The sequence below is a fragment of the Pseudarthrobacter sp. NIBRBAC000502770 genome (genome assembly GCF_006517815.1).
GTDB classification, from domain to species: Bacteria; Actinomycetota; Actinomycetes; order Actinomycetales; family Micrococcaceae; genus Arthrobacter; species Arthrobacter niigatensis.
Window position 1 is genome coordinate 272,813 of sequence record NZ_CP041198.1, and the last position, 16,638, is coordinate 289,450.

The window sequence follows — 16,638 nt, forward strand, 5'->3', positions numbered from 1 at the left end:
AATCCTTTACTGGCGCAGTTCCTCTGCGGCCTCAATGTCGATGATGCGGTGCACGGACAGGACCCGCTCTGTGTCCTTCACGGGATCGAACACGCGGACCCTGCCCCCGCTCACAGAGAGCGGAACAACGATTTCCAAGCTGGCATTCCCCAGGCTGTCCACCACGTTCATGTGGATCCGCTGCTTCAACCGGATGGCCCTCTGCAACGCCTCAAGCCCCAGCTGGGTGGCCGCCTCGCTGCCGGCGGCGGTGCCGGAAAGATGTCCGACGCCGGGGCCCGCCTTCCGCAGGACCGCCAGTTGGGCTTCAACGTCCTCCGCCGGGGGCGCCATCCGGGGTGCGGTATAGACCGGGCGCGCGCTTTCCTGCCCCGGGGCGGCACGGCGCGGGTGGGCGGCTTCGGCGCCGTCAACGGACGGGGACAGGCCCAGGCTCCGGAGGGCGGCGGCGAGTTCGCGCGGCGGCGACGACGACGTCAGGACGGTCGGCGACAGCCTGGCCAGGCCCAGCTGGGCGGCCTTGGGTCCGGCCAGCAGCTCGCGCAGGGCTGCTTCGTCATCGCTTTGGATGAAGCTGGCAGCCTGGCCCACGCGGAGCCTGCCGTGCCGGGAGGCCGTATCCTCCACGAGGTACTCCAGGGGCTGGGGTACCGCCGTCGCGGAGTGCTCGCGCAGGAAGCGCAGCAGGCCTGCGGCGTCGTATCCGTGGTCCAGAGCCCGTTTGACGGAGGCCGCGGAAAACCGGTAGGTGGTGGCCGGGCCCTGCCCCTCGGCGTCGGCCATGGCCAGGAGTTTTTCGGTCAGCGCGGGAGTGAGGTAGCCGGGCGCAACCGCCGTGAGGTCAGCCTGCAGGAGCACATGGTTGAGGGCCGCCGGCAGGTGTTCACCAAGGATGGCGAGGGCGGCATCCGGGTTGTCTTCGGCGAAAGCGCTCCCCAACTGGCTCAGCGCCCCGGAACCCACCAGGCCCAGCAGCTCCGCTTCGGCCAGCACGCCGCGGATCAGCGAGCTGAAACGCCTGGCCATCCGCGGCTGCGACCACTCCGCGCGCTGCAGGACAGCGGCGGCGTCCAGCACGGGGGCGGTACCGTCGGACGCGGACACCTCCTGGGTGAGCTCATGCAGGATCTCCAGGATCCGCTTGCGGACCACCGGAGCGTCAGGCCGCTGCGCTCCGGCGGCCAGTGCGGCGATGGTGGTTCCGGCCGCGGACCGGCCGGCCGCTGCGCCAGGGGCTGAGTTCACGGGCTGGCCCACCATGGACGGCACGCGTTCGCTGGCCAGCCAGGCGTTCACCAGCCACAGCCATTGTTCCTGCCGGGGAAGGACCAGCCATTCCAGTTCCGGCGGCTGCACCCACGATGAGGAGTCGACGTCGAGGCGGATCAGGCCGGCCAGCCCGCACAGCTCCAGGAGCAGGCCGGCCGCGCTTTGGTCTGTCCGCAGGTGTTCGGCCACGCGGCGCACTTCACGGACGCCCACGCCGCCACTGCGCAGTGTGGCAAGCGGCTGTTCCCGGACGGCATGCAGCAACTCGGAGACCAGCCGCAGGGTTTCGGAGATGGCGCTCAGGGCCGCGTTCCTGCGCAGCGCCGCCGTGGTCCGGCCAAGCTCCGGGACCGGCGGCGACAGAGTGAAGTCATTGATGATTGCCCCGCCGCGCAAAGCCAGTCCTACGCTGTGGGGCAGTTCCACATGGGCGGCGTCCAGCGGAACCAGCAGCCCGCGGGCAAGGAGCCAGTCAACAGGCCCGACGTCGGCCCCCTCCGTCCTGACCGACGCTTTCCGCTGTGCCTGGGGGACGGCACCCATGGCCCAGTTCCGGAACCTGGCGAGCAGCGCCGTCGTCCGTTCCGGTGCGCCGGCGAGGATGTCCTGCAGGGCCTCCGGTGAGGACGTCCAGTGCTGAAGGGCCAGGGCTGCTTCCATGGGCGTGGTGGCATCGTGGATCGCGAAGCCGCTGCGGTGCAGTTCTGAGACCAGTTGCACCGCCCGCTGGGCGAAGGCCGGTTGCAGGCGAACCAGTTCGGTATAGCTGCGCCCCAGGCCGGCGGGATAAATTCCCACCACATCCTTGAGCGAGCCCACGGGGAGGTAGTACGGCTGGCTGGCCGCAGGGGGCGGCGTGCCGTGCGGGGGAGCGGCGGGGTGCACCAGGCCGAGCTCCTGCAGGCCGGCCAAAATTTCGTCGACAGTGGCCAGTGTGGAACCGTGGATCAGTTTGTGCACGGCCTCCGCTGAGGCGCTGTGCCCGGTGTCGGTGTTGGTGCACAGGTGCAGGGTCTCCAGTACCTGCATGTGAGGCCGGTTGAGCCGCTCCAGGGCGCGCTGGACGCTGACCCGGGAACTTGCGCGGGCAGCCAGCGCGGCGAAGTCAGGAACCGAAGGGGTGATGAGGTCCGGCCGCGCGGCGAACAACGCCCGCAACGAATCGTCGCTGCGTGCCTCCAGGTCCTTGCCAAGCGCGCGAATGAGGGACATCAGTCCAACGTTACCGCTGCTGGGGCCTTCCCGCCCGCCGCCGGGCGGCAACTCCGTCCAGGACCAGCAGGAGCATCAGGATGAAGGCTGCTGGCAGGCCGTACAGCGCGGTGTAGGTGATCCAGGCGGGAGCTACCGAGCCGGCGAAGGCCAGGGCCATGACAGCTGCCACGGCTATCAGGGACAGCACGGCAACAACTGCGGCGAGGACCATCAGGGGCCGCCGGTAACGCGAGGGAGTCATGGACGCAACGCTACCGCGCCTGGCGCGGTGCGGGTAAAGCGGGGCCTTGCGCCTGCGGCGGAACAGTGCCGCCCAAAGCGTCGATAGGCCATGCGGCAGGATAACCTTGAAGCATACAGACCAACACGGTCCCGGTTCGCCATACCCTGAACCCGCACAACCATGCGGATGCGGTGGTGGCCGGCCGTGTCTCATGACAGCAGAACGAAGAAGGTTGATTACGTGCCTACCGGCAAGGTCAAGTGGTATGACAAGGACAAGGGCTTTGGGTTCCTCGCGGGCGAGGACGGCCAGGAGGTCTTCCTGCCCAAGTCGTCGCTGCCCGACGGCGTCAGCGAGCTCAAAGCCGGCACCCGCGTGGAGTTCGGCGTAGCGGACGGTCGCAAGGGCGCCCAGGCGCTGGGCCTGCGCGTCCTGGACAAGACTCCCTCGATTGCCAAGGCCAAGCGGCCGAGCGCCAAGGACCTTGCCCCGCTGGTCCAGGACCTGGTGACGGTACTGGACAACCTGTCCGGGACCTTGTCCAAGGGCAAGTACCCGGACGGCAACAAGGGCAAGGCCATTGCTGCCGCCCTCCGCAAGGTCGCCGACGAGCTCGACGTTTAGCGCCGATGACTCCCGATTCCGAACAGCCGGGCACGCCGGTGCAGGAGCAGGCTGCCAGGACGCCGCCCAAGCGCAAGGCAGGCGTGCCCGTGTGGCGCACGGGCAAGCCGGACGCTTTCCTGGCCGCCGCCGTGGACACTGCCCGGACCGCCGTGGAGGGCATCACGCCTGCGGCCACCATCGGGCCGCACCTGGCGGCCAAGAGCGAGGGCGACCGGCTGGTCACCCACCTGTTTGAGTCCCGGCTGCCCGGATACGCGGGGTGGCAGTGGTACGCGGTGCTGACGCGCAACTCCCGCTCAAAAGTGGTCACGGTCAATGAGCTGGGCCTCCTGCCGTCGGAAGATTCGATCCTGGCCCCGGAGTGGGTGCCCTGGGCCGAACGTGTCCGCCCCGAGGACCAGCAGCAGGAGTCCGAAGCGGACAGCCAGGTAACGGCCGCCGCGGAAACTGAAGGCCACGCAACAGCGGCTGACGATCCAACTGACGACGCCGGCACGCAAGCGGAAGCCTGACCGCACCTCGCCACCGGGAGTCCGGCCACCCCGGAAGGGGACAACGAAAACGGCGCCGTCCGGGATGAACCCGGGCGGCGCCGTCGTACGTTGTCCCGACTGTTCTCCGCGCCTACTTCCGCAGCTCGCCCACCACGTAGTCGATGCTGGACAGCAGGGCTGAGACATCGCTGGGCTCGATGGCCACGAAGGTGGCGATCCGCAGCTGGTTGCGCCCCAGCTTCCGGTAGGGCTCGGTGTCAACGATGCCGTTGGCGCGCAGGACCTTGGCCACGGCCGCTGCATCAACCGATTCGTCGAAGTCGATGGTGGCGATGACATTGGAGCGTTCCTCCGCCTTGGCCACAAACGGGGTGGCAAACTCGGAGGCCTCGGCCCAGCTGTAGATGCGTCCGGCGGAGTCTGCGGTGCGTGCGGCGGCGAAATCCAGGCCGCCGTTGGAGTTCAGCCACTGGACCTGGGCGTCCAGCGTGACCAGCGTGGACAGCGACGGCGTGTTGTACGTCTGGTTCAGGCGGGAGTTGTCGATGGCGGTCTGGAGGTCCAGGAAGTCCGGGATCCAGCGGTTGCCTGCCTTGATCCGCGCGGCGCGCTCGAGGGCGGCCGGGGAGAACAGGCCCAGCCAGAGGCCGCCGTCGGAAGCGAAGTTCTTCTGCGGGGCGAAGTAGTAGACGTCGCTTTGGGCAACGTCCACGTCCAGGCCGCCGGCCGCGGAGGTGGCGTCCACCAGGACCAGCGATCCCTCGTCGGCTCCGGAAACGCGCGTGACAGGGGCAGCAACACCGGTGGAGGTCTCATTCTGGGGCCAGGCATAGACATCAACGCCTGCCTCGGCCTGGGCCGCCGGCCGCGTGCCTGGCTCGGACTTGATGATCGAGGAAGCCTCCAGGAAGGGCGCCTTGTTGGTGGCGGCCGCAAACTTGGACCCGAACTCGCCGAAGGACAGGTGCTGGGCCTTCTTCTCCACGAGGCCGAAGCTCGCGACGTCCCAGAATGCCGTGGAGCCGCCCACGCCGAGGACCACTTCATAGCCCTCCGGGGCGCGGAAGAACTGGCTCAGCCCTTCGCGGACGGATCCCACCAGGTTCTTGACCGGCGCCTGCCGGTGCGAAGTGCCGAGGATGGTCTTGGACGCTGCTGCCAGCGCATCGATCTGTTCCTGGCGGACCTTTGACGGGCCGGCGCCGAACCGCCCATCCTTCGGCAGGAGGTCGGCGGGGATCGTGATGCTGGTGTCGCTCACAGGTGCTCCAATTCGGCGGGGACGAAAGTTTGGTCCGGACGGGCGGGTCATGGCTCGGCCGGCAGCAGGCGATGGCTGCGCAGCGGGCCTTCACCATTCTGCCTGAATGGCAGGGGCGGCGGGAGCCGGCGGGCCCAAAGTCCAGACAATGAGACGCGCCGTCCGGGCGACGCCGCCCGACGCTCGGCTATTCGGACAAACTCAAAATAGGCTAAGCTGGCCCCCGGACTACCTCGCGGGAAGAGGCGATACGGTGGGACAACGCAAGGTACTGCGCTCGAGGAGCTGAGCTGGATGACGGATCTGATCGACACTACGGAGATGTACCTCAGGACCATCCTGGAGCTTGAGGAAGAAAACATCGTTGCCCTCCGGGCCCGTATTGCCGAGCGCCTGCGCCACTCCGGCCCTACCGTGTCCCAGACCATCGGAAGGATGGAGCGCGACGGGCTCGTGGTGGTCTCCGGTGACCGGCATCTGGAACTCACTGACACCGGCCGCAAGCGGGCAACCGAGGTCATGCGCAAGCACCGGCTGGCCGAACGCCTGCTGGCCGACGTGATCGGCCTGGACTGGGCCTACGTGCATGACGAAGCCTGCCGCTGGGAACATGTCATGAGCGAGCGGGTTGAGCGGCGCATTTACGAGATGCTGGACCACCCTACCGAATCGCCCTATGGCAACCCCATCCCCGGGCTCGCCGCCCTGGGTGGACAGCCTGCCACCGGCGGCGCCGACGGAGCCATCAGCCTGGTCGAAGCCATGAAGGGCTACGCATCGGCCTCTGTTGTCACCATCAGCCGGCTCGCTGAACCGATCCAGGTGGAGCCGGAACTGCTGGCGCAACTGGACGAAGGTGGAATCCGGCCCGGTGCCGCCGTGGCGCTGGAACGCGTGGGTGACTACATCTCCGTGCGGGTCCCGGGCATCGAGGGCGCACTGGAGCTGCCGCCCGAGGTTGCCGCCCACGTTTTCGTGGCCGTGTCCCAGCCCTGAGGCCCAGCCTTTTACCCCGGCAAGGCACTTCCACGCAAAGATAACGGAATTGTTACCTAAGGTCTAAAGGCCCTATAGTGGAACCAATCGTTGATACTTAAGCGTTACCCGATCCGGAGCCGAGCTCTGCCAGCGGATCGGGTGCACGAGTCGTTACTGGCAGAGGCGGGGGAACCACAAGCGGCAGCGGGGGACTGCCTTGGGGTGAAGTCCGTCAGCAGCAAGCCTCTCCAGTGAAGGATTCTTCCGGGAATACCCCTGTGCAGAAGCTTGCCGCGGCGGGCCGGGTCTTTGATCTCTCTGACCCGAATCCGACAGCTAACTCCGCAGGCTTTTCCAGAGAGGAACCCTTCTTGACCATGCAGACCTCCAGGGGGCGCCGCCGCGCAGCCAGCCCCCTTCGGCACCCCGGGTTGTCGAAGACGCAGCAGTGGAGCGCCCCCGCGATCTCCATCGCGACGCGCGCCGCCGTCGGGGGCCCCTGCGGCAGGTAACGGAGTTCGCCGCCGCAAGCGGGATTGGCCAGAAGGCTGGAATCGCCCTGGCTGCCACCGGACTGGTGCTGACGGTCACAGTGCCGGCCACCAGCCCGGTCATGGCCACTGATGCGTCCGGCAACGCGCCCCTGGCAGCTTCCTCCGTCAGCCCGCAGCCGCAGATTTCCGCCGATATTGGTGCCCAGATCGACTTCAGCCGCTCCGCCGTCGTGACCCAGGCCGACCCGGACGGGAAGCTCAAGCAGCTCCTGAGTGCCCAGTCCGCCGGCTCCGTCACGCGGGCGGCGTCGGCCGGCACCCTGGCTGCACCACTAGCCTCCCTCGTGACCGCGTCACCGTTCGGATACAGGGTGAGCCCGATTACCGGCGGCTCCGGCGACTTCCACCGGGGCCAGGACTTCGTGGCTCAATGCGGGACGTCCGTCCTTGCCGCTGCGACCGGCACCGTTACCTTCGCAGGCTGGCACCAGTTCGGCGGCGGAAACCGGGTGGTCATCGACCACGGCAACGGACTGGAAACCACGTACAACCACCTGTCGTCCTTCAACGTCAAGGTGGGCCAGACGGTCTCCCGTGGAGAAGTCGTGGCGCTCAGCGGCACCACAGGTGCCTCCACCGGCTGCCACCTGCACTTCGAGGTGCAGGTCAACGGCGAAGTGGTCGACCCCATGGGCTGGCTGTAACGAATGATTGCCCACTCTCAGATCGCAGCGACCTGCCGTGACCTGAATGTGACATTGAAGCAAAACTGCTGTACCGTCTAACTCGCGTCAACTTTTCCGAAGTTGACGCTCTTGAGTGGATTGCCTAACTCTGCCACCGCTCAAGGTCCGTTCGCATTTCATCGTCTGGCAGGGGCGGGGGAACCAATTTTGGCCTTCTCTCCAGAAGGCCTTGGGGTTAAGTCACCAGCTTCCCAGGAAGCTGCGTGGCCGGGTGACTCCCATCCGAATCCGACAGCTCACCTCGCAGGCATTGGGAGAGGCTACCTTCGTGTCTTCACGCCATCATTCTGCGCGCCACCGTGCGCAAACGGTTCGCACCAGCCCCTTGGACGCCGTGTCCAAGGCCGTGAGTGCAAATGCCGGGACCGTAGGCCGCCAGGCTGCCGTAGTGGCAGCCGCATCGGGCCTGATCCTGAGCATGGGCCTGCCAGCAAACGCAGCTGACACCACCGCCGGTGTCTCTGCATCCACCGAGTCCGGCTCGGCACAGACGGCACTGGCCGTCACGGCCGCCCCCACGGCCACGGTTTCCTTCGAGCGCCCGGTCGTCAAGACCACCGCCGCTCCGAAGGTGGAGGCGGTACGTCCCCAGTCCACCGCGCCGGCCGAACGCGCCGCCACCGCTGGCCAGGACGCCGCTCCCGCCGCCAAGGCTGCCGAGACTGTCTCCGCCGCAACCTCCGGCATTGCAGCCATCGCCTACACCGGCATCGGCCACTCCTATGTATGGGGCGGCACCAGCCCGGTCACCGGCTGGGACTGCTCCGGGTTCGTCCAGTGGGTCTACGCACAGGCCGGGATCAGCATCCCGCGCACCAACGCGTGGAACATCATGACCCCGACCTCCACCCCGCAGGCGGGCGACCTCGTTGTCCAGAACGGCGGCGCGCACGTGGGTATCTACGTCGGCAATGGCATGATGATCAGCGCGCTCAACCCCTCCCAGGGCACGCTGCTGCACTCGCCCGCAGCCACCGGTAGCTCGTCGTACTACCACCTCAACAAGTAGTTCTTGGGCTTAGCGCTCCAAGGGCTATTTCTTTGCCCACAGCTTTTCCGCTAGAAACCAGATCCCCGTTCGGGATGCGCCGGCTTACCCCCAAGATGCCGGCGCGTCCAGCCCCCTTTGCCTGCCTACACGCGGTCCGAAGGAAAAACGAAAGAGAGAACTCATGACGACTCGTGCTACCGCACGGCACCGCGCCGAGGTCACCAAAACCAACTCGATCGCCATCATTGCCAAAGCTGTCAGCGACAACGCCGGTGGCATGGGCCGCCAGGCTGCTGTTATCGCCGCGGCTTCCGGCCTGGTCCTGACCAGCGGGCTCGCAGCGAACGCTGCCGACGCCAACGTCAAGCGCGATTCCGCTCCGGCGTCCCAGCTCGAAGTTGAATCGGCCGTCGACGCCCCGATTTCCGCGGCTTCCACCATTGCCATCAGCTACGAGAAGCCTGCTGTCACCACCACGCCGGCTCCCGTCGTCGAGCCCGAGCCCCAGGTCCAGGTGCAGGAAGCTGCTCCCGCGCCTGTGGCGCAGCCTGTTGCTGCTGCCAAGGCCACGGCCAAGGTTGTTACCGCCGCTGCTCCGGCTGCTCCCGCCGCCCAGGTTTCCGCAAGCGGGAAGGGAGCAGCCATCCTTTCCGCCGCATACGCCCAGCTCGGCGTGCATCAGGACTGCACCATGCTGGTGACCAACGCACTGGCTGCCGTCGGCATCCATTTCCACGACTGGCCGGCAGGCTACCTGTCGCTGGGTGACACCGTGCCCATGTCCCAGGCCCAGCCCGGCGACCTGCTGTACTACGCCGACGGTGGCGGCGGCATGGCCCACATTGCCGTTTACGCCGGTAACGGCATGGCCGTCCACGGCGGCTTCAATGGCAACGACACCGTGGTCTTCAGCGCCAATGTTGGCTCCGGACCGGTAGCCATCCGCGTACGTTAGGCATTCCTGTGCCGGCCTTAACCAACGCCGGCCCGCGTGCTGCTTGCCAGAGGACCCCCGCCAGCAAGGCGGGGGTCCTTTGCGCTTAAGGGCTTTGCCGCCGGCGTCCCCGCCTTTTCCCTGGCATGGTGACGGAAGGGGCCTCCGGGGCGGCGATTACCTGATTCTGCACTTCTTTGTTTACTCTTGTGATGTCGATCCATAGCCCGGACATGCCGAGGGCAGCCGGCCCTCGTGCCCCTGACGGGTGCGGCCGTGAAGAGGTAAGTGCATGCGCACTCTCGTTCTGAATGCTGGATATGAACCGCTGGCGGTTATCACTTTCCGCCGGGCGCTGGTGCTTGTGCTCACGGGCAAGGCAAGCGTCGTGGCCGAAGGGGACGACCCGGTGGTGGGGCCCACCGACGTCCTGGGCCGCCCGTCCGTGATCCTCCTCAACCGTTACATCCGGCCCAGGTACAACCACTCAACGGCCGTCAGCCGCAGGGGCGTACTCCGGCGGGACGGTCACAAATGTGCCTACTGCGGCAAGGCTGCGCACACAATCGACCACGTTCACCCAAAGTCGCGTGGAGGTGCCGATTCGTGGGAGAACCTGGTGGCCGCCTGCCTGCGGTGCAACAACGTCAAGGGCGACCACACTCCCGCCGAGATGGGGTGGACCCTTCGGTTTGTTCCCGAGCCGCCGCACGGGACGATCTGGCAGATCAAGGAACTGGAGAAGCCGACCCCCGCATGGGATCCGTTCCTGCTGCCGGAGCGCGCTGCCTGACAGTTTCCCGGCGCCTCCCGGCGCCGGAAAGGGTGCCGGTCGCTAGGCTGGGGAAGTGCACAAGAACAGCTTGGCTTTTGATGCCCTGATCCTTGCCGGGGGACGATCATCGCGCCTGGGCGGCGTGCCCAAGCAGTCGTTGGTTTTCCACGGCCAAACCCTCCTGGAGCGCGCCGTTGCCGCGGCGGCCGGTGCCCGGCTGACCGTGGTTGTCGGCGATGCGGGAGTCCTGCCGGGTGAATCCGGGGAGGGCCACCCGCTGCCACTGTCGGTCCGCCCTGCCAACCTGCTTGCATGCCGGGAGGAGCCGCCCTTTGCTGGTCCGGCGGCTGCGATTGCCGCAGGCCTGGATACCCTGGCGAGGAACGGGGGAGGGGCCCCCTACTCCCTGGTGCTGGCCTGCGACATGCCGTTGGCCGCCCAGGCGGTGGCAGTGCTGCGGGACGCATTGCTGCAGTCCGATCCCGGCGTCCGCCCAGGTGGGGTGGTGGCCCGTTCCGAGGACGGCAGGACCCAGCCGTTGGCAGGTTTCTACAGCACGGCTGGGTTAAAAAGGTCCTGCGCTGACCTGGCTTCACGCAACGCCCTGGTCAACGGCTCGGTCAGGGCGCTCCTTGCTAGTCTGGACGTGCAGCTTGTCACAGTCCCCGCCGGGTCCACCGCCGATGTGGATACCTGGGACGATGCTGCCGCGCTGGGTGTTGCCGCCGGGAACCAGCACGCATGGGAAAGTCCGGCGCACAGCCGGAGACAACGTGGGAGGCAAGTCGTGAAAAGCCAGGACGAGACACTGGAAGAGTGGTGCAGGGCGCTCCTCCAGGCGTACAAACTTGAGGACGTCCAGGTGGATATCAACGCCGTGCTGGCGCTTGCAGGCGTGGCCGCCCACTCTGTTGTGCGGCCCGCCGCACCGCTGACTACCTTCATCGCAGGCTTCGCCGCCGGACTGGCTGCCGCACCCGGCAGGGAGATGGATGCGGCATCGATGGACGCGGCACTGGCCGTGGCCCGTTCGCTGGCGGCCGACTACGACGCTGAAGCCGCCGGGACTCCCGGCGAATGACCGCAGAACCCCATCACGGTCCTGACGCGCCGCCGGGAGCAGAGCCGCAGGCGCGCAGGGGCGAAACTGAACACACGCCTGCTGACCATCACCAGGCAGCGCACACCTGGCAGGAAGCCCGGCAGGCTGCCTTCGATGCAGCAACCCCCATTCCGCCAGGCCCCGTTGCCCTGCGGATAGCCCTTGGCCGCAAGCTCGACCGGGACATCGTTGCCCTCCAGGACATGCCCCATTACGCCTCCTCAGCCATGGACGGCTGGGCAGTCAATGGAAGCGGCCCGTGGATCCCGGTGGAGGCCGGTAGCCGGCTGGCGCCGCACCAGGCCAGCCCCATTGCCACCGGTGGCCTCATCCCGCCCGGTGCAAAGGCGGTGCTTCGCAGCGAGAACGCGGTCCTGGGGCAGGATGACGAGGGGCTGCCCGTCCTGATGACCGGCGGCAAGGCGCGTCCGGGCGAGCCCCGCGCGGGAGAGCACATCCGGAAAGCCGGGGAGGAAGCCCTCGAAGGGGACATCCTGGTCAAGGCCGGGGTATCGCTCAACCCCGCACACTTGGCCCTCGCCGCCCTGGCAGGCTACGACGAAGTCCCGGTCCAGGGTAAGCCCGTGGTCCGCCTGGTCCTGACCGGATCAGAGGTGGTGGACCAGGGCACGCCCGCCCCCGGCCAGGTACGCGATACCTTCGGCCCGCAGCTGCCTGACGTCGTGGCAATGCTGGGCGGCATCGCCGCCGGCCAGCAGCGGATCGGCGACTCGTACACCGAATGGCTGGCGGCGCTCGAAGACGTGCTGCCAGAGGTGCCCGGCGCACCGGACCTGCCTGCCGACGTCGTCATCACCACCGGGGGTACTGGACGCTCCGGAACGGACCACCTCCGCCGGGCAGTGGCCGAACTCGGCGGCCGGCTCATCATCGACGGCGTGGCAATGCGGCCGGGACACCCCGCGGTCCTCGCCGAACTTCCCGACGGCCGTTTTGTCCTGGGACTTCCCGGCAACCCGCTGGCGGCAATGATGGCCCTCTCCACCGTGGGTGCCCCGTTGCTGGCTGCCCTGGGGCACCATCCCATGCCGCCGGTGGAAGACGTGCCGTGCGGGACGATGATCGAGCCCGACCCCGGCCGTACCCGGCTGATGCCCTTCCGGCTGCTGTATGGCATGGCATCCCCGGCGCAGCACACTGGGCCCGGCATGATGCGTGGGCTGGCAGCCGCGGACGGCGTACTGGTGGTGCCGCCGCACGGGGTGCAGCTGGGTGAGCTGGTGCCTGCCTTCGCGCTGCCGTGGGGGACGCCCATCCCGCGGCCCGGTGAAAGTGATGCCAAAGCCAAGCCCCGAACGGGCGCCCGCACCGGCCAGCCCAAGGCCAAACCGGCAACCAGCGGGCCCGTCGACTGGAGTGCGCTCCTGGGCTGACGCACGGCAGGGCCGGTGCCCCCGGAAGGCGCTACCTGGGACAGGGCAGGCTTTGTTGGTGCCATGATGGAGTAATGAACAAGCAGGGTGGAATATGGGACGGGTAACCCAGCGCCGGAAGGTGCACAAGTATGTCCTGGATGGTTCCCCAAGTGCCCTGGAGTACCCGGTCCGCCACCGTGAAGACGTCCTCGCCGTGGAGGAACCGCTGGAAATCCGGCTCGGCGGCCTGTCCTATTCCGTAACCATGCGCACCCCCGGCGATGACTTCGACCTGGTGGCCGGCTTCCTGGTGTCCGAGGGCGTCATCTGGGCCCCAGAGCAGCTGGTGTCGCTCCGGTTCTGCGCCGGCGAGGACGAAAACGGCGTCCAGACGTTCAACGTGGTGGAGGCCCAGCTGCGGCCGGACGTCCCGCTCCCGGACACGGGCCGCCGGGTCTACACGTCCAGCTCCTGCGGCATCTGCGGAACGGATTCCATCGAGGCCGTCCAGAAGTCCTCGCACCACAGTCCCCAGCCGGACCCGCTGACCGTGGATGCCAGGGTCCTGGCCTCCCTGCCCGACCTGTTGCGGGAGTCCCAGCGCGTCTTCGACGATACCGGCGGCGTACACGCGGCGGGCCTGTTCAGGATCGACGACGACGGCGTCCCCCGGCTCCTGTGCCTGCGCGAGGACGTAGGGCGCCACAACGCCGTGGACAAAGTGGTGGGCTGGGCACTGCGTGAAGGCCTCCTGCCGTTGGCGGGGACTGTCCTCCAGGTGTCCGGCCGGGCGTCCTTCGAACTGGTACAGAAAGCCTCGCTTGCCGGAATCCCCGTCCTGGCCGCCGTGAGTGCGCCATCGAGCCTTGCCGTGGAACTGGCAGAGGCCAACGGGCTGACCCTGGCAGGCTTCAGCCGGGGCAGCAGTTTCAATATCTACGCCGGGAACTCCAGGGTCCTCGGGCCCCAGCCCGCCGTGCCAAGGCCTTAGCGCGGGTAACGCCTTGGCCCGTCCCACACCACCAGCCCAGGGGGTTGGACGCAGTGCCGCCAACAGGTAGATTTGTCCATCGAATGGACTCGATGATCCAGTCTCCAGCCTAAAGAGGACCTATATTGCATGACGACCGCAGGATCACGGAAGTCCGCCTGGCGAGGTTTGTGCGGGAGCGCATTGCCCCTGCCGTTTACAGCAGGACGGTCCCGCTTACCCTGAGCAGCTGGGAAGTGCCCGGTGAGCCGGTCCCGGCGCTTGAAGCGATGCGGCAGGACTTCCAGCCGCAGGAGCACGGCGCCTCCTGGGGACGGCCGTGGGGCACCACCTGGCTGCGGCTGCAGGGGGAAGTGCCCGAATCCTGGGGCGGCAGCCCTGACACCGCCGTGGAGGTGGTGGTGGACCTGGGATTCACCACCGAAGCCCCCGGGTTCCAGTGCGAGGGAATCGCCTGGCGGTCGGATGGCAGCATCATCAAGGCCATCTCACCCCGCAACCAGTACATCCCGCTCAAGCTGCTGGGCAGCGGCATGGCCGTGGACTTTTACGTGGAGGCGGCCGCCAACCCGGACATGGCGCAGGGCTGGACCTTTGCCGCTACCCCTTTGGGGGACAAGGCGACCGCAGGAGACGCCCCGCAGTACCGGCTGGGAACCATCGCCATCGCCGAGCTGAACCAGACCGTGTGGGAACTCCAGCAGGACGTCTGGACCCTCGCCGGCCTCATGGAGCAGCTTCCCCTGGAGCTCCCGCGCCGCCACGAGATCCTCCGCGCCCTCGAACACATGATGGACGTGATGGACCCGGAGGACGTTGCCGGGACCGCGGCAGCCGGGCGCCGGGCGCTCGCCGACGTCCTGACCAGGCCCGCCTACGCCTCCGCCCACCAACTGGTTGCCACCGGGCACGCCCACATCGACTCCGCCTGGCTCTGGCCGGTCCGTGAAACCATCCGCAAATGCGCCCGGACCTTCTCCAACGTGGTGGCCCTGATGGATGAAGACCCGAATTTTGTCTTCTCCTGCTCCTCTGCGCAGCAGCTCGCCTGGATCAAGGAGCTGTACCCGGACCTCTTCAGCCGGATCCGGGAAAAGGTACGCGCGGGGCAATTCGTCCCGGTCGGCGGCATGTGGGTGGAATCGGACACCAACATGCCCGGCGGCGAAGCCATGGCCCGGCAGTTCGTGGAGGGCAAGGGCTTCTTCCTTGCCGAGTTTGGCATTGAGTGCCGGGAAGCGTGGCTCCCGGATTCGTTCGGCTACAGCGCTGCCCTTCCCCAGATCGTGAAGTCCGCCGGCAGCCGCTGGTTCCTCACGCAGAAGATTTCCTGGAACCAGACCAACAGGATGCCCCACCACACTTTCAACTGGGAGGGGATCGACGGCACCCGGCTGTTTACCCACTTCCCGCCGGTGGACACCTACAACTCGGATCTCAGCGCCCGGGACCTGGCGCACGCCGAGCGCAACTATCGGGACCATGGCCGCGGCACCGTATCGCTGGTCCCGTTCGGGTACGGCGACGGCGGCGGCGGGCCCACCCGCGAAATGCTCGCCGCAGCTGCACGCACGGCGGACCTGGAAGGCTCTCCAAAGGTCCGGGTCGGATCCGCGGAAAGCTTCTTCCGGCAGGCCGAGGAAGACTACTCCGCACTTCCGGTCTGGGTGGGCGAGATGTACCTGGAACTCCACCGCGGCACCTACACCAGCCAGGCACAGACAAAGAAGGGCAACCGGCGCAGCGAGCACCTCCTGCGCGAAGCCGAATTGTGGTGCGCCACGGCTGCCGTCCGCGGCGGCGGTGCCTACGACTATCCGGGCGCCGAGCTTCAGCGCCTCTGGCAACTGGTGCTGCTCCAGCAGTTCCACGACATCCTTCCCGGCAGCTCCATTGCCTGGGTCCACCAGGACGCCGAGCGGAATTACCAGGCTGTCGAGAACGCCCTTGAGGCGTTGATCAGCCGCGCCGCCGCCGAGATGCTGGGCACCGGCAGCCGCCAGTTCCTGTTGAACGCCGCACCGCATCCCAGGGACGGGGTCCCCGCGCTGGGGGCGGCCGAACCGGCGTTGAGCCCGGAACCAGTACGGGCAACACCGCATGACGGCGGCTACGTCCTGGACAATGGTGTTATCCGGGCCGTGGTGGATGCGGACGGGCTGCTTTCCTCCCTGCGCGACCATGCCAGCGGCCGCGAAGCGATCGCCCCCGGCCAGCGCGGCAACCTGCTCGAACTGCACCGTGACACCCCCAACGAATGGGACGCCTGGGATATCGATGAGTTCTACCGGCGCAACGTCACCCCACTGGTCCACGCAGAATCGGTCCGGCTTGACGGCGGAGGCGGCAGCGCCGTCGTGGTGGTGGAGCGATTGGCCGGGACCTCGCCGCTGACCCAGCGCATCACGCTTGCCCCCGGCAGTGCGTCCCTGGAGATCACCACCTCCGTGGACTGGCAGGAACGCGAAAAGCTGCTGAAGCTCGGCTTCGCACTGGATGTGCGGGCGGACCGGTCGGCTGCCGAAACGCAGTTCGGCCACGTCTTCCGGCCCACGCACACCAACACGTCGTGGGAGGCAGCAAAGTTCGAAATCTGCGCCCACCGGTGGATCCATGTGGGTGAACCCGGCTACGGCGTCGCCGTGTCCAACTCATCCACTTACGGCCATGACGTGGGAAGGAGCATCAGGGAGTCCGACGGCGGAACCACCACCACGGTGCGGCTGTCCCTGCTGCGGGCGCCCAAGTTCCCCGACCCCGACGCAGACCGGGGACGTCACGAGTTGACCGTGGCCATCCGCCCGGGTGCCGGCATTGCCGATGCCGTCCAGGAAGGGTACCGGACAAACCTGGCACCCCGGCTGGTCACCGGCGCCCACGGAGTGGAGCCGCTTTTCTCCGTCAGCAATCCTGCCCTGGTCATCGAAGCCGTGAAACTGGCGCAGGACGGTTCCGGCGACGTAGTGGTCCGGCTGTATGAGTCACTGGGACAGCGTTCGGCGGGGAACATTACGGCAAACTTCCCGGTGCGGGAGGTTGTGCCCACGGACCTTCTGGAGCGACCTGCCGAAGCCGCCGGGGTCGAGCCCTGCGACAACCGGGCCGTGCTTCAGCTCCGGCCTTTCCAGCTCGTCACGTTGAGGTTTGCCCGGAAGTAGGAGT

At 67.5% G+C, this 16,638-nt stretch carries 13 protein-coding genes, 1 pseudogene and 2 riboswitches; of the genes and pseudogenes, 11 read left to right on the forward strand and 3 right to left on the reverse strand.

The window, feature by feature from the left end; genetic code table 11:
- Nucleotides 1-6 precede the first annotated feature (6 nt).
- The gene (locus NIBR502770_RS01660) at nucleotides 7-2,481 is read right to left on the reverse strand and encodes a helicase-associated domain-containing protein (RefSeq protein WP_141180818.1); all 2,475 of its coding nucleotides are present in this window, start codon (nucleotides 2,479-2,481) and stop codon (nucleotides 7-9) included.
- 10 nt (nucleotides 2,482-2,491) lie between these two features.
- A complete protein-coding gene (locus tag NIBR502770_RS01665) occupies nucleotides 2,492-2,725 on the reverse strand; it encodes a hypothetical protein (RefSeq protein WP_141158037.1) in 234 nt (77 codons plus the stop codon).
- 222 nt (nucleotides 2,726-2,947) lie between these two features.
- Here NIBR502770_RS01665 and NIBR502770_RS01670 point away from each other — a divergent pair, with 222 nt between their 5' ends.
- Complete coding sequence (locus NIBR502770_RS01670) at nucleotides 2,948-3,331, forward strand: cold-shock protein (protein WP_141158036.1); 384 nt, start codon at nucleotides 2,948-2,950, stop codon at nucleotides 3,329-3,331.
- Between the two features lie 5 nt (nucleotides 3,332-3,336).
- Nucleotides 3,337-3,846, forward strand: a complete 510-nt coding sequence (locus tag NIBR502770_RS01675; RefSeq protein WP_246857356.1) for a DUF3027 domain-containing protein — start codon at nucleotides 3,337-3,339, stop codon at nucleotides 3,844-3,846.
- Between the two features lie 112 nt (nucleotides 3,847-3,958).
- On the opposite strand, the gene serC is transcribed toward NIBR502770_RS01675, so the two are convergent.
- A complete protein-coding gene (serC, locus tag NIBR502770_RS01680; RefSeq protein ID WP_141180819.1) occupies nucleotides 3,959-5,089 on the reverse strand; it encodes a phosphoserine transaminase in 1,131 nt (376 codons plus the stop codon).
- A 294-nt stretch (nucleotides 5,090-5,383) separates the two neighbouring features.
- Here serC and NIBR502770_RS01685 point away from each other — a divergent pair, with 294 nt between their 5' ends.
- The 9 genes and pseudogenes from NIBR502770_RS01685 (at nucleotide 5,384) to NIBR502770_RS01725 (ending at nucleotide 16,634) form a co-directional block, all read left to right on the forward strand.
- Nucleotides 5,384-6,085 (forward strand): metal-dependent transcriptional regulator, encoded by a 702-nt coding sequence (locus NIBR502770_RS01685; RefSeq protein ID WP_141158034.1) that lies wholly within the window; start codon nucleotides 5,384-5,386, stop codon nucleotides 6,083-6,085.
- A gap of 107 nt (nucleotides 6,086-6,192) precedes the next feature.
- Nucleotides 6,193-6,434: riboswitch (cyclic di-AMP (ydaO/yuaA leader) on the forward strand.
- Nucleotides 6,435-6,444: 10 nt separating this feature from the next.
- Nucleotides 6,445-7,265, forward strand: a pseudogene (locus NIBR502770_RS01690) (M23 family metallopeptidase).
- Between the two features lie 111 nt (nucleotides 7,266-7,376).
- Nucleotides 7,377-7,571, forward strand: a riboswitch (cyclic di-AMP (ydaO/yuaA leader).
- 70 nt (nucleotides 7,572-7,641) lie between these two features.
- Nucleotides 7,642-8,316 carry a C40 family peptidase gene (locus NIBR502770_RS01695; RefSeq protein ID WP_141180820.1) on the forward strand — a complete coding sequence of 225 codons (675 nt, stop codon included), beginning with the start codon at nucleotides 7,642-7,644 and terminating at the stop codon, nucleotides 8,314-8,316.
- Nucleotides 8,317-8,479: 163 nt separating this feature from the next.
- On the forward strand, nucleotides 8,480-9,253 hold the full coding sequence (locus NIBR502770_RS01700) for an NlpC/P60 family protein (protein WP_141158033.1): 774 nt from the start codon (nucleotides 8,480-8,482) through the stop codon (nucleotides 9,251-9,253).
- Nucleotides 9,254-9,524: 271 nt separating this feature from the next.
- Nucleotides 9,525-10,025 carry an HNH endonuclease gene (locus NIBR502770_RS01705; protein ID WP_056331149.1) on the forward strand — a complete coding sequence of 167 codons (501 nt, stop codon included), beginning with the start codon at nucleotides 9,525-9,527 and terminating at the stop codon, nucleotides 10,023-10,025.
- Between the two features lie 55 nt (nucleotides 10,026-10,080).
- On the forward strand, nucleotides 10,081-11,088 hold the full coding sequence (locus tag NIBR502770_RS01710) for an NTP transferase domain-containing protein (RefSeq protein WP_246857358.1): 1,008 nt from the start codon (nucleotides 10,081-10,083) through the stop codon (nucleotides 11,086-11,088).
- Complete coding sequence (locus NIBR502770_RS01715; RefSeq protein WP_141180821.1) at nucleotides 11,085-12,503, forward strand: molybdopterin molybdotransferase MoeA; 1,419 nt, start codon at nucleotides 11,085-11,087, stop codon at nucleotides 12,501-12,503. Before NIBR502770_RS01710 ends, NIBR502770_RS01715 begins: the two co-directional genes overlap by 4 nt.
- Nucleotides 12,504-12,597: 94 nt before the next feature.
- Nucleotides 12,598-13,476, forward strand: a complete 879-nt coding sequence (gene fdhD, locus NIBR502770_RS01720; protein WP_141158030.1) for a formate dehydrogenase accessory sulfurtransferase FdhD — start codon at nucleotides 12,598-12,600, stop codon at nucleotides 13,474-13,476.
- A 125-nt stretch (nucleotides 13,477-13,601) separates the two neighbouring features.
- Nucleotides 13,602-16,634, forward strand: coding sequence for a glycoside hydrolase family 38 C-terminal domain-containing protein (locus NIBR502770_RS01725; RefSeq protein WP_141180822.1), 3,033 nt, complete (start codon nucleotides 13,602-13,604; stop codon nucleotides 16,632-16,634).
- Nucleotides 16,635-16,638 lie beyond the last annotated feature (4 nt).

Coding starts and splice junctions, on each gene's coding strand:
- NIBR502770_RS01715 (WP_141180821.1), top strand. CDS start 11,085: ATGACCGCAGAACCCCATCACGGTCCTGACGCGCCGCCGGGAGCAGAG.
- fdhD (WP_141158030.1), top strand. CDS start 12,598: ATGGGACGGGTAACCCAGCGCCGGAAGGTGCACAAGTATGTCCTGGAT.
- NIBR502770_RS01675 (WP_246857356.1), top strand. CDS start 3,337: ATGACTCCCGATTCCGAACAGCCGGGCACGCCGGTGCAGGAGCAGGCT.
- NIBR502770_RS01685 (WP_141158034.1), top strand. CDS start 5,384: ATGACGGATCTGATCGACACTACGGAGATGTACCTCAGGACCATCCTG.
- NIBR502770_RS01660 (WP_141180818.1), bottom strand. CDS start 2,481: ATGTCCCTCATTCGCGCGCTTGGCAAGGACCTGGAGGCACGCAGCGAC.
- NIBR502770_RS01700 (WP_141158033.1), top strand. CDS start 8,480: ATGACGACTCGTGCTACCGCACGGCACCGCGCCGAGGTCACCAAAACC.
- NIBR502770_RS01705 (WP_056331149.1), top strand. CDS start 9,525: ATGCGCACTCTCGTTCTGAATGCTGGATATGAACCGCTGGCGGTTATC.
- NIBR502770_RS01665 (WP_141158037.1), bottom strand. CDS start 2,725: ATGACTCCCTCGCGTTACCGGCGGCCCCTGATGGTCCTCGCCGCAGTT.